Source organism: Pseudoalteromonas luteoviolacea (assembly GCF_000814765.1).
Classification (GTDB): Bacteria; Pseudomonadota; Gammaproteobacteria; order Enterobacterales; family Alteromonadaceae; genus Pseudoalteromonas; species Pseudoalteromonas luteoviolacea_H.
Map to the genome: position 1 here is coordinate 141,757 of NZ_JWIC01000008.1, position 13,298 is coordinate 155,054.

General features: G+C 46.2%; 10 protein-coding genes. 1 reads left to right on the forward strand and 9 read right to left on the reverse strand.

Features of this window, described 5'->3' with window-relative positions; translation table 11 throughout:
• The first annotated feature begins 734 nt into the window (after positions 1-734).
• On the forward strand, positions 735-1,013 hold the full coding sequence (locus JF50_RS20295; RefSeq protein WP_039611205.1) for a helix-turn-helix transcriptional regulator: 279 nt from the start codon (positions 735-737) through the stop codon (positions 1,011-1,013).
• A 100-nt stretch (positions 1,014-1,113) separates the two neighbouring features.
• Here the strand turns inward: JF50_RS20295 and JF50_RS20300 are convergent, their stop codons facing one another.
• The 9 genes from JF50_RS20300 to JF50_RS20345 all read right to left on the reverse strand — a co-directional run bounded on the left by JF50_RS20300 (position 1,114) and on the right by JF50_RS20345 (position 13,261).
• A complete protein-coding gene (locus JF50_RS20300; protein ID WP_039611206.1) occupies positions 1,114-1,938 on the reverse strand; it encodes an energy transducer TonB in 825 nt (274 codons plus the stop codon).
• On the reverse strand, positions 1,939-2,358 hold the full coding sequence (locus JF50_RS20305) for a biopolymer transporter ExbD (protein WP_039611207.1): 420 nt from the start codon (positions 2,356-2,358) through the stop codon (positions 1,939-1,941). It lies immediately after the preceding gene.
• A 1-nt stretch (position 2,359) separates the two neighbouring features.
• The gene (exbB, locus tag JF50_RS20310; protein ID WP_080760311.1) at positions 2,360-3,070 is read right to left on the reverse strand and encodes a tonB-system energizer ExbB; all 711 of its coding nucleotides are present in this window, start codon (positions 3,068-3,070) and stop codon (positions 2,360-2,362) included.
• An 85-nt stretch (positions 3,071-3,155) separates the two neighbouring features.
• Positions 3,156-4,439: an HlyD family type I secretion periplasmic adaptor subunit gene (locus JF50_RS20315; protein ID WP_039611208.1), complete on the reverse strand. Its 1,284-nt coding sequence runs from the start codon at positions 4,437-4,439 to the stop codon at positions 3,156-3,158.
• A complete protein-coding gene (locus tag JF50_RS20320; RefSeq protein ID WP_039611209.1) occupies positions 4,436-6,145 on the reverse strand; it encodes a type I secretion system permease/ATPase in 1,710 nt (569 codons plus the stop codon). Before JF50_RS20320 ends, JF50_RS20315 begins: the two co-directional genes overlap by 4 nt.
• Positions 6,145-8,037, reverse strand: coding sequence for a choice-of-anchor tandem repeat GloVer-containing protein (locus JF50_RS20325; RefSeq protein WP_039611210.1), 1,893 nt, complete (start codon positions 8,035-8,037; stop codon positions 6,145-6,147). Before JF50_RS20325 ends, JF50_RS20320 begins: the two co-directional genes overlap by 1 nt.
• 55 nt (positions 8,038-8,092) lie before the next feature.
• Positions 8,093-8,710: a heme acquisition protein HasA gene (locus tag JF50_RS20330; protein WP_052262581.1), complete on the reverse strand. Its 618-nt coding sequence runs from the start codon at positions 8,708-8,710 to the stop codon at positions 8,093-8,095.
• Between the two features lie 129 nt (positions 8,711-8,839).
• Positions 8,840-10,732: a choice-of-anchor tandem repeat GloVer-containing protein gene (locus JF50_RS27055; RefSeq protein ID WP_152614618.1), complete on the reverse strand. Its 1,893-nt coding sequence runs from the start codon at positions 10,730-10,732 to the stop codon at positions 8,840-8,842.
• Between the two features lie 21 nt (positions 10,733-10,753).
• Complete coding sequence (locus JF50_RS20345) at positions 10,754-13,261, reverse strand: TonB-dependent receptor (protein WP_052262582.1); 2,508 nt, start codon at positions 13,259-13,261, stop codon at positions 10,754-10,756.
• Between the last annotated feature and the right edge of the window lie 37 nt (positions 13,262-13,298).

The window sequence follows — 13,298 nt, forward strand, 5'->3', positions numbered from 1 at the left end:
CTTTTAAGAGGCACTTTTGTAAGCGGTCATCTTTTACTGTGTCAGATGTTCGGTTTGCTTTTATATATGCCATAGGCAAAGAAAAATGCTAAGGTTGCAATATAAAGGTATATGACTTTATCTGGGTTGCCAATTTGAATATAGAAATCCGTAAGGGCAATTACCGTCGCAAATATCAGGTGTGCTAATTTCAGAGTCTGTTTCTTTTTCACTTTGTTGGCAGTGATACTCTGCATTGAGTCGAAGACGAAACATGATTATTTGGAAGTATCACCTTTTTCACTGCGTGAGGTTGGTTTGGTCTATAGACAGAAGCGCCAACAACTTTATTGAGTGATTCTGAATGAAGTGGTTTCATAATTATTCCTTATCTTTAATGTCTTTTTGATCGGCCATTTGCTTTTGCGTGAAGCCTGCTTTTTTGCGCATGGCTTTGAGGTCGTCACCGCTTATCACATTTGATTTCCTTTTAGAAAAATATCAAAGGTTTTTGTCTAATAGCATCATGTTAGGCGTTACATACTCAGTTACGCTGCTCTATCTTGATCATCTATATCAAGCTTTGAGTTTTGACAAACATGCTGAAGGCAGAAAATTTCTCATAAATAGTCCTTTTCATAAAATTCGAAGGTTTTTCCACATTAAGCATTTTATATTATTAACAATGTATTTTCATAAGTAAATAACAGAACAGTTGTTAGAGCAATTTGTTGGTGATGTTTTCGAAGGAAACGATGAAAAACAATGTCATAAGACGAAAAGTTAAAGTGAATAGCCTAATGTCTGAGGTGCAATATAATTTACGCAGGCTCAGAAAAAGAAATAATCTGACGCAAACTCAGCTTGGCGCCAAACTGAGTGTAGATCAAGCAACGATCAGCAATTTTGAAACGGGCAGGACGGTGATGACAGTCGCGCAGTTGTATGAAATATACTTGATTTTTGGTGATGAGTTTAATTGCCCATTTATAAAATATACGGGCAAAGACAGCCAAGTTATACCCGGGATTTAGTCGTTTTATATGGCTGTTAATATAGGCGCTGATTGATTATACCTTAGGCTGATATAAGGCGGTTCTTTACGGATAACAGCGAGAGCGCTGCACTTGTTGCTTACAATAAATAAAATCGCACAGGTACCATTACTTTGCTGTTTAACATGTCTTCAGGCGGTAAGGGCAGTGGTTGTGCGCGCTTGATCACACGTTTAGCTTCTTTATTGAGAAGTGGATAGCGAGAAGCGTGCACCACCTCGATATCCAGCGCTTGCCCTGTGTCATCAATGATAAAGCTCACCATGACCGTGGCTTCTTGACGTCTTTTACGCGCCATTGCAGGGTAGCGTTTTTTCTTAGCAAGGTGCGCAATCAGCTGTGCTTGCCAATGTTGTGTCGCAACCACGGTCAGTTGCGTATCCTGACCTTGTTGCTGGGCTTGATTTTGTTGTGCGCTGGTATCTGCTTGTATTTCTTTTGCGGCACTGGCGATACTCTCTTGCTGTTCAGGTTGATCAGTCACGTGTTTTGGCATGTCAGGTTGCTGAATCGGCTGGGGCTTTTGAGGCGCTAACTCGGCCGTTTTTTTAGGCTCACGTTGTTTATGTGTTTCTGGTTTTGGTGCCGGATCTACCGCTTTTGGCTCTGGTTTTTTAGCTATGTCGAGCTGCCCATCATGTGCCAATCCAATATTATTCGCCGTGGTATTTTGGGGTTCCAGCGGTGCAGGTATGCTGGCTGATTGCGCTTGCGAGCTGTGCAACTCTTGAGACTGACTGGCGGCTTTGGCCAAAGGTGCTAACTTAACGACAAAAGGGGCTGTGGATACTTTGGGTTGAGCTGGCGTGTGTGGTTGCCAGCTCCACATCACAATGCCCAAAATAGCAAGGTGTAGTCCGAGCGCCCAAATAAATCCGAACAGCCAATCACGCCGAGTGAGCACCTAATTTAAATCCTCTTCACCGACCAAAGAGACATTAAGGTAGCCAATATCTCTGAGTGTGTTTAACGTGGCCATTAAATTGCCATAATCGACTTGTTCATCCGCACGAATAAAGACGATTTTATCTGGGTTATGTTGGCTTGCAGCATTCAGGGCAGCTGCCAATTCAGAGTGGGATACGGCTTGGTCGCCTAAAAAAAGCTGTAAATCTTTATCTAGAGACAAAATCAATTGATTTTGATCTAAGGTATGCGCTTGTGCTTTGGCACCTGGCAGTTCGAGCGGCACTGACACCGTAGATAAGGGCGCCGCAACCATGAAGATGATCAGTAAAACTAACATCACATCGATAAAAGGTGTCATATTGATCTCATTATTGAGCGCAAATTCGTCCTGTTCATCGTCGTTCATCATTGCCATGTTAACGCAGCTCCAGTTGACGACCTGCTAAGACCAAAAGCTGGCTTGAAAGTGCCCCGAGTTGCTTGCGATAGAGGGCAATGTGGCGAGTAAAATGGTTATACATGAGTACCGCAGGGATGGCGGCCACTAGGCCCAGTGCTGTGGCCAATAGTGCTTCTGCGATGCCTGGGGCGACCACGGCCAAGTTGGTGCTATTGGTTGCGGCTATGCCGATAAAGCTATTCATAATGCCCCAAACGGTGCCGAACAAGCCGATAAATGGCGCGGTTGAACCAATGGAAGCCAAAGAACCTGTGCCTTGAGTTAGGCCATCCGTGAACTCGTCGACACGGGTTTTCATGCGCTGCAGAGATCGCTCCTTAACCCCTTCAGCTGTGGCATTATTTTCTGCGCCCCAGGCCATTTCGATTATTACTTCTTCGACTAGTTGCGCTTCCAAAGCATGTGACTTGTTTAATTGAGAGAGGTCATCTTGCTGACGACTTTGTGCTAACAGATGCGCGAGCCTGTCGCGTGCTGCTTTAATCTGTTTTTGCTTAGTGATGAACACGGCCCAGCATGCAATAGATGCAGCAACCAACATCAACATCACACTTTTTACGACCCAGTCTGCTTGCATAAACATCGCATAGGCAGTCAGAGAGCCTGCTCCACTGGCTGATGCATTAAAAGCGAGTGACAGTGCTAAAAAAGCGAAAGCGTGTTTCATTGGTTATTCACCCCTGATTTCTCTAAAAACGAACCCCGATACTTAAAGAACGAATGAGATTGAAAAAGCCGTAATGTTTTTTTCATTAAATATCTGCCATCGCATTGGGAATTCTGTCCGTGAGTGGTTTGAGCAAATAGCTCAGCATGGATCGCTCGCCATTTTTGACGAATGCTTGCACAGGCATGCCGGGTTGCAACACGAGTTGTTCTGTCAACGCATCTGGGTTTACCCGAATAGCAACTTGGTAATAAGGCTGTCCAGTGCGCTCATCATTGATGGTATCTTGCGCTAAGCGCTCAACTTGCCCTTTGACCTTAGGTGTGGTGCTGGTGTTAAATGCACTGAACAACAGGTCCACATCTTGCCCTAAGGCAACACTGTCGATGAGGTTGCTGGGGATCCGTGCATTGACAATCAACCTTTGCCCTTTAGGCATAATTTCCATTAAAAGCTGTGATTGCGATACCACATCACCAAAGGCATCTAAGCCGATGACTTGTCCTGCGACAGGCGCTCGAATTTCACTGTTGTCCAAGCTAAATTGTGCTGCCGTCATTCTCTGCTTATAGTCACTGATGCTAGATTGGTTTTTCGCTCTTTGCTGACTGACTTCTTGACGGTAGCCTTTGAGTGTTTGCTGGTGTTGCGTATCGAGCTCTAATAATCTTGCTTGTTGAGATAAGAGTTCAGAGTGCGCATTAGCTAAGTCTGCACGGATCTCCGCAGCTTGCGCTTTGAGTTGGTACAGTTGCTCTTGCGATTGGAACCCTTTTTTAACCAGTGCCTGGGTATCATTGACCCAATTATCATAGACATCAGCGCGTTGCTTGTGGCTTGCTACAACGTGTTCAAGACCCTCAATACGTGATTGCGTGGTGTATTTACTGTCTTGCATCAGTTGTAACTGTGTTTGCAATGCGGCGCGGCGTTGCTCAAATAACTGTTGATTTAGTGCCATTGCTTGGGTGGCTTGTGGTAAATGGACCGTGGTGAGTGCGTCTGAGTAAACCAGTGCGTTTGCATCATGCAGTTCAGCATCGAGGCGCTCTTTTTCAGCCAGTGCCATGTAATACTGTGTGGTTGCAGCGGCAAGTTGGCTTTTTGCCACTTTGCTATCTAGCACCAGCAAAGGCTCGCCTTGATTGACCCATTGACCATCTTGCACCAGCAGCGCTGAGATCACGCCGTGTTGTGGTGCTTGTATTTGTTTTTTATGCCCGGATACAGCGACCTGACCTTCCACAACAACGCCTTTGTCGAGAGGCGCAAACGTGCCCCAAATAAGAAAGATACCGAGGCTGAGCGCTACCACCGTCCAGCCAAGGCGAATGTGTTTGCCTCCGGCAATGTCATGTTGTGTGCTCATGCTGCAACTCCTCTGTGACTTTGCCTAGCTTGTTGCATGGCACCAAGGACATTTTCTCTGGGCCCAAAGGCCTGCATATTGCCTTTATTCAATAGCAATATTTTGTCACTTAGGCCTAAAATGCTGGCTCTGTGTGTAATGAAAATTACGCTGCAACCTGACTGCTTTAGCGTTTTAATGGTGATAGCGAGCGCCGCTTCTCCGGCATCATCTAAATTTGAATTTGCTTCATCTAAAATCACTAACTTAGGGTTGCCATATAGGGCTCTGGCTAAGCCAATGCGCTGCTTTTCACCACCAGATAGCCCCATGCCGCTTTCGCCAAGTACCGTGTTATACCCTTTAGGTAATTTTAATATCATGTCATGTACGCCAGCCAAACGGGCGGCTTTGATGATGGCTTCATCATCCATGCTGCCAAATCGTGCGATGTTTTCACGGATAGTGCCTGCAAATAAGCCCACATCTTGCGGTAAGTACCCCAAGTGTGGGCCTAGGCTCTGCTTATTCCATTGAAAAATGTCAGCACCGTCTAGACGCACCGTGCCTGCGCGTGGTGCCCAAATACCTGTGATAAGGCGTGCAATTGATGATTTTCCTGCACCAGAAGGGCCGATAATTGCTAATACCTCACCGGCATTTAATTCAAAATTGATATTGTTGAGCACCGGGGTATGTGACATGGGTGGGATCAAAGTCGCATTTTCGACGGTGAGCTTTCCGTTTGGTGCCGGTAAATCAAGCCCGACTTCTTGAGCGGGGTATTGGTGCAATAACGCATCAAGTCGTTGACGAGATAACTTGACGCTTTGCCATTGTTTAAATGCGCCAACAAGTTGTTCAACAGGTGATAGCATACGTCCGGCCATAATTGAACCTGCGATCATCATGCCTGCGGTGATCTGGCCATCAACAGCTAACCAAGCACCCGCACCTAAAATGACAGACTGTAACGCGAGGCGTAGAATTTTACTGATGGCGGTTAATACCGAGCTTAAATTACTCGCCTCACTTTGGTGACTGATACTGGCTTGATGTTGTGCTTGCCAGCGAGATTGTAAGCTGTGTTGCATGCCCATAGCATGCGCCACCTCAGCATTATTGATGATCCCGCTTGCTAAGCGTGTGGCATTGGCGGTGGCGCTTGAAGAAGCTTGTAGTGGCTTTTTAGCCCAGACCTCATTAAGCAGTGCCAAGATAAACAGAATAACGGTCCCGACTAACGCGATGGTGCCCAGTATCGGGTGGAAGAAGAACAGTAATAGCAGAAAGAGGGGGGCCCAAGGGGCATCAAAAAAGGCAAAGACTGCGGTGCCCGTCATAAACTGACGGACTTGATTTAAGTCGTTAATTAGCTGGCTTGGGTTGGCGTTTCCAGCTTTGAGTTGATGTTGATAAACAGCATCAAATACACGGGCATGCAAATCATTGTTAAAGCTTTCACTAATACCGATCAATACGCGGCTACGTATCCACTCTAATGCACCCATCAGCATGAAAAATCCAGCGACGATGAGGGATATCATTAATAAAGTGTCTAAGTTTGAAGAGCTTAAAACACGATCATAAACTTGAAGCATATAGATTGCGGGGATCAACATCAATAAGTTAATCACAGCGCTAAATCCGGCGACGTGTATTAAGCTACGCTTTTGTTTGCTTAATGCCTGTTTCAAGGCTTCATTTGGGGCTGTAAAAGGCTTCATTATTTGGCCTCTTTACGACGCGATCTTGTCATGCCCAAGGCGCTTAATAATGCCAGTATGCCCCAGTGCAACGTACCGCCATTGCCATAGTTGAGCGTTTCACTTTGTGTTACTTTTGGCTCTGCATTGACATATAAAGTGGCCAGTGAGCCCAATCGAGCGCCAACATCGGCATCGTTGCAGTTGATAGAAAAAGTGTACACGCCAGTTTCTGGCGATATTTTAATGCTGCCTTGGGTCGCAATGGCTTCGTTAGGTATCCAATCGCCACTGGCTACCCCACCAGTCGCAACACAGTCTTCTATGTTATTACCTGCCCAAGTGACTTCTGCTTCTTCACCCAGTTTGATGGTGCCTGGGGTAATGCTCAGTGTCACCGAGCCGGTTGGTTTCATGCCACTGAGGTCGACTTCGAATACAGTGCCAAAAATATCGTTTTCCCATTCCCAACCCGCTTCATCAATAAAGCTGCGGCCACCGTGTAAGGTGGTACCATACATACGCCCATTTTCTGCTAAGTTTAGACCTGTGGGCACTTTGCCATCGACGTCTTCGCCGATGCCGCCTTTAAAAGAGTGCACATGTTCAAAGCCACTTTGTACCATATTGCCATTTTCAATCTTAATCTTGTTTAATTGAATACGGTATAAGGTCCCATCTCCTGACATATTTTGCGCTTGGGATGGGTATGTATCGCCTTTACGTACTTTGATTAGCTCACTTTTATGCGCGCCCCCACTCATGGTGGTGCCATACAGGAAGCCTGTATCTGTGATCACCATTGGCCCTCTGGGTTGGCTGCCATCTTGGCCATTAAATGTATGCAGTAGGGTGAACTCTGAACCGTCTTTTTTTAGTCTAAATAGTGAACCATGTGGGTTACTGCCATCGTAATGAGGGAATTCGGTATGGATGAGCTGAGCGGCGTCTTGCATGTTTGAGTAATGCATATACTTGCCCCCGCATAAGCCATTGGCATAGACGATGGGTTGTCCGGTAAATGTACTTATACCCTGTGTTTTACAGGTGCCAACTGAGGTTGAGCCATATAAGTAACCAGCTTGATCTTCCGCTAAATAAGTTGCGATTCGGTTCTCTGCATGGCCACTCGTATCCCAAGGTACTTCGCCTTGGTTGAGCGTAAAGTCGTGAATTAAATTGATATCAACACTTGAGTCGTCACTGAGCTCGGCCGCATAAATCGCACCCACAGCAAAATTATCATCACTCGATTTGGTATTGAAAAATGGATAACCTCTGGGGTAACCCAAGTAGCCATAAAGGGTATTACCACTGAGGAGCATACCTCCTGCGGCGGTAAAATCACCGTGAGGATTTTGCGTGAATTGGTGTAACTCTGTGAGAGTATTATCGCTTTCAAGACGCATCAGTCTTGAGTATGTTTTGTGGTCTGTATCGATAAACAGTAGGCGTGCTTGGTCATCAAAAATAGGGTGGACATTTGGGTATTGATTGAGCGTGCTATCAGCATTATCGAAGACGATGGTTTTATTGCTGCCATCTGAGTGCACGTAAAATATATTACCCAAGTCATCAATGCTATACAGCCTATCTAGCGTTGGGTGCTGCACAAAACCCACGAATCCCTTGATGTCTTTTGCTAATGCAAAATAATGTCCTTGTACTGGTGCTAATCCCCACATACTGGGCGCCACAATGTCACTGTCATAACGTCCCACGGTCGAAAGACCGATTAATTGATCCCGCGTCGCATTGTAAACAGGGGGAGCGTATGGTTTACCTGCACTTGGCCAACCCTCTGGGCCGGTGTAGTGAAGCGAAGTGAGGTAATTCACGCTGACGCCATCGACAGCCGTGGTGGCAAGGCTAGAGAATGATAGGGATAATAAGCAGATACAAAGTTTTTTCATAGTAGACTCAATAGATTGCAGATAGCACTGCAGCGAAGCTGCAGTGCTTTATGGGTTAAGCGACTAGGTCAAAATCAGCCAAGCCTGCTACACCAACTGTACCAACAGTGTCGTTTTGAGTGAGATCGATGCCCTGTTGTGTGAGTAGATCTGTGAAGTAAGTGAACTCAGAGTCTTTTAAGCCATCAACAATGTTATGAGTTGTGTTCGTGCCTTCATGGCGACCAATGACACCACCATTTGCATCAAAGCCAGCATTTAGACCGATTGTGTCTAGACCATCGAAGCTCACGAGATCTTCTGCGAAGCTGTATTCACCATTTGCATTTTGCGTTAGGCCACGACCGAATGAAATTGAAGCAATTTCACCGTACATAGTGTGTGAAGGACCTGCGAAGAATGTGTAGTCTACGTATGAACCGTCAGCTGCTTGGATGATAAAGCCTAGGCTTTCAGTACCTACTTGACCTTCTTGAACATATTGAGTACCAGAGAAAGTGCCAAATAGTCCCCAGAAGCCAAGATCTACAGTTGGATTTGGGTTCTCTGCACCTGCAAAGCTACCGATGTTTTCATTGTAATCGGTGTTTTTGAAGAAACGAGATGCATCTGAGAAGAAGTCGTTTAGGTTACTGAACGTGTAGTTTGCACTGTAAGTTACTTGTATAGACATGGTAAATCCTTAATCGTTAATTATTTAATATTGTTGACCTAAAGGTCGTTGTGAGAAGTACCTGCTGCGCGCCATGCTGATACTTCCGTTGTTATTGGCAAGGGCATGCCCTTGCAATTCGAATTTGGTTTATTGCGCTTTTCTGCGTAAACGGCGACCTATCACCAATGCACCTAGTGCAAGCATCAAGCCGCCAAATGAACCACTGCTGCCTTTATCTGCTTCAGGCTCTGGCGTCGGTTCAGGTGTTGTGCTGGTATCTGGTTCTGGCTCAGGTTCAGGCTCTGGCTCTGGCTCAGGCTCAGGCTCAGGCTCAGGCTCAGGCTCAGGCTCAGGCTCAGGCTCAGGCTCAGGTTCTGGCTCTGGTTCAGGCTCTGGTTCTGGTTCTGGTTCTGGTTCTGGTTCTGGCTCTGGCTCTGGCTCTGGCTCAGGTTTTGGGTTGACGAACACTTCAAGTGTTTGGGTATACATCTTTTGATCAGTATCCTGGCAGGTCAACACATAGAACTTTTCGCCCTCAGAGTCAGGTTCTATAGACGCTTGTCCACTGCTCTCTTTTACCCCTTCCCAATCACCACTGGCGGTACAGTCACTGATATTAATTGATTGCCAGCTTAACTCTAGGCGCTCTCCAACCGTCAGTTCAGTTGTTTCAGTGGTAAAACTCAAAGCATGTTGTTTGACGGTAAATTCAAAGACGCCACCTGAGTCTGTGGTGTTGTTGCCATTGGTGGCACCATAGAGGGTTTGCTGCGCCTCAACGAGTGCGCCTGGAGCAAGGCCGACAGGTCTGATAGAGGCTTGACCATCAAACTGTTTTACAATTTCAAAGCTGTCTTTCGCTTTATTTAGATCTGCCGTATCTGCGCTTAAGTTGATACGGTACAAAGTACCTGCTCCCGTTTCATCGCCGCCATTGGATCGCGTCGTACCGTAAATGTTTCCATCTGCAGCTAACACCAGTGGGCCCGCAGGTAAATGACCATCTTGCGCAGCCGTAATGCCATTTTCTTCATTGCCGAAGGTGTGGATCAGGCTAAAACTGTTTGTTTTACTTTTATGGAGACGCCATACAGTTTTTGCAGACGTACCATATAACCAGTCTTCATGTTCAACGACGGCATTGGTTGCCAAAGAGTGGTCATCAATTAACCCATGAAGCTTATTAGAGAATGAATGAAGTACAGTGACTTCTGAGCTGCCATCTGTCGTAACAGAGGCCAGATCGAGTTTAAATACGGTGCCACTGGCAAAATCATCATTGTCCAGTCCGTCATGGCTGCCTGCGCCTGCTGAATTTGCATTTTTGTGTGCAAGGCCGTAAATGGCATTGTCGCTTGCACTGAAGATCAAGGCCGCAGGAGATTGCCCCTTAGTATAAATAAATGAATCGCCTGAGGCTTGTTTATATTCATCGCGGCCGAAGTCGACCAATGTCGCCAATTCACCTTCTGAGCTTAGGCGTAATAACGCAAAAAATTCATCATTGCGCTGTGAGGCTGCGAAATAAATATTGTCTTGCGCATCGACGGTGATAAGGCCGCTGACCTCAAAGCTACCACCATTGATATGGCTCAGATCTAGACCTGATAGCGCATCTAGCATGCCGCCTTCTTCGGTCCAAGTGAATAAACTGGATTTTGCGCCACCAAATGCCGCGCCTTGACTGTTGACTACGACATTGGTCGTGAACGCACCTATATCGTTGTTTACGGTATTAATTTGTGTATTAAAATCAGTTAACTTTCCTTCGCTCAATTGCGGAGTAAAGTAATAAATCCCGGATTGCGCAAGCGTTGTCATCGTGCTGCCTGCGCCAGACATCATGCTACCGATCAACTTGCCACTTTTAGGGTGCAACACCGGTGGTTTGGTAGGCAGCATGCCTTTGTCTCCGCCGAACATAATGGTCTGTGGGTTGCCAAATACATGTAATTGTTGCAGGTTTATTTCAGCGGCAGTTGCCACGTTTGCGCTCATTACAGCGCTACTGATAAGCGCGAGCCTAAAAGCTTTTTGCATGATTTTTACCCTTATCTTAAATTAGAATTTGATGTTGATCCGTCCAATCACACTGCGCCCTGGTGCTATCCAATATGAAGTACCATTGGCCTCGGCATAATTGAGGTCTTTAAGGTTGTCGACAGACAGACGCAGTTGGAGCTGTGGTGAGTACTGGTAATCTAGCCATAGATCGTAGATTTCCCAGTCAACAACATCTTTATATGCTGAGCCACCTCGACCATCGTTATCTTCTACACGTACGCGCGTACCAAATTTCAATTTGTCTTCGAGTAGCTTGACGCCAATCGTTAAGGCAGCGCTATGCTTTGCAGGCTCGATATAAAGTAAGCCTCCAGATTTTGTTTGACCTAGGTTTGTTTTCGGGAACCCAACTTGGCTGCCCAGTGGAAACGGGTCATAGTCGCCTTGGCCTGGGTTAAAGTTCATTTTGGTGTAGTTCAGCTCGGCAAAAATATGTTTTGACTCATAGTCGGCTTGGAGCTCAAGCCCTTCAAAGCGAACCGCATCGAGTAAATTGACATAGCTGCGAATATTGCTTCTATCACTGACGGACGTTGGACTCATGACAGTACCTTGAACAATAAAGTTATCAACCGTATTGCTAAACCAGCCCGCTTTAATCATGAGGTCATGCTCATTGGCTAATTGCATAAACTCGAAGTTGATGCCGACCTCGTTATTGAGCGACTTTTCAGCTTTTAAACCGGGGTTTGGATAAAATGGGAAGCTATTACCCGCATGCATACCAAAAAGCAGAGTTTCAGTAATGGCTGGGTGTCTCACCCCTTTGGCCGAGCTTACATACGCCTGTATTTCATCGGTAAAGCGATAGGCTACGCGTACATTAGGTGATATGTATTCATCATGGCGTGCCACATCAAAATGAGTAAAAATCAGCGTTTTAGACGGCGTGACACCTGGCGGGTTGAGGATTGATCCTGAGTTGATTTCCCCTTCACCTTCGATTGAGAAGTGCTCGTAACGCACGCCTGTTTCAATGGATACATGCTCCCCATATTGCCATTCTGCCTGAGTAAATACGCTGGCAACGGCACGATCGCCACCCGGTGTTGCACCTGTGAACCAAGTTGGATCGCCGGAACCGGGTGTTTGCTGAATCGCTTGAGGTTGTGTCCAATCTCTAAAGTATTCGGCACCGCTATTAAGAATTAATAAAGAGTCAGCCTCTGGTAACCATGGATGTTCGAGACTGAAAAATGCATAGTTTTCTAGCGCCATGCCAAGGGTATTGGTCTCAAACTCCAACGCAAACTCACCGTATGGGTTGGTTTCTTTTCCTGACTCAAAACGGTGCTGTCGCATATTGGTGCGGTTATAATAAATACTGGCACTGACATCGAGGTAATCGGAATTCGGATTCCAAGTATAATCTAATTTAATGGTGTCATTTTTCAGCTTACTGGTTGCACCTGGCTCGCTGTCGGGGTTGGTTTGATCCGTGGTTGAGCCTTCTTCAAAGTCGGCGTAAAAGCCGATATAGCTCAATTTGATTGTTTGCTGGTCATCAATTTTATAACTGGCTTTGAGTAGAGAAGACCATTGATCTTGTTCGGTAAACGCGCTTAACGCATCGAAGTATTCACTTTTACCTGCATTGCCGCCACTTTGACCTGGTTCAAATCGTCCGACGCTTTTTCGGCCAATGGCTGCAACCAGTTCTAAATTCTTTCCCACGCGAATACCCGATGCGAATAGCCCTTGCAGGTGGTAGGCATTACTGCCTGTTGCCAAAGAAAGTTTGCTGCCATGCGCTTTTCCTTCGATTGCTAAATCTGCAAATTCAAGTGTTTTGAAGTTGACTACGCCACCAATGGCGCCTGCACCACCGGCATCACCCACAGGGCCTTTGGAGATATCGACACTGGACAGTAACTGTGGATCGAGATAAACCGTGCCATTTGCGCCGTGACCACTACGTTGAAAGTTTTGTCTTGCACCATCGATCATCACATTCACGCGGCCAAAGTCTTGTATACCGCGGACGTTGACCGCCACGCCTGGCTCTTGGCGCGATTGTGAGGTGGCCACACCGGGCACATTATAAAAAATATCGGATGTATCTCTCGGTGCGACGCGGGTAAGCTGTGCTTGTCCTAACTTTGTGTCGGAAGAAGCCGATTGATAGATCTCCGTGCGTGCATTATTACTGGCATAAACATCAAGTGTATCAAGCACTACGGCTTGGTCATCAGCGATTGAACGGATGATGAAACTGCCATTTGCTGTTTTTTCGGCATACAATCCAGTACCTGTGAGTAGCTGATCGAAACCCTCTCGCAATTCAAACTCGCCTTTTAATCCAAGCGTCTGTGTGCTGCCAACTTGGTTGGGATCGAATTGTAGTAAGACGCCCGTTTGCAGTGCTAAGGTATTTAATGCGTTAGCGAGACTACCTTTTGGAATATCAAGTTGGTGTGCGTGTTGTGCCAAGGCTACGCTTGGTAAAGCCAGTCCAGAGCACAGCAATGCAGTTAAAATTGAGCGAGGAGTACGATCGCCTATCATAAATGGTTCTCATTATTATTTAGAGCTACATATAGGA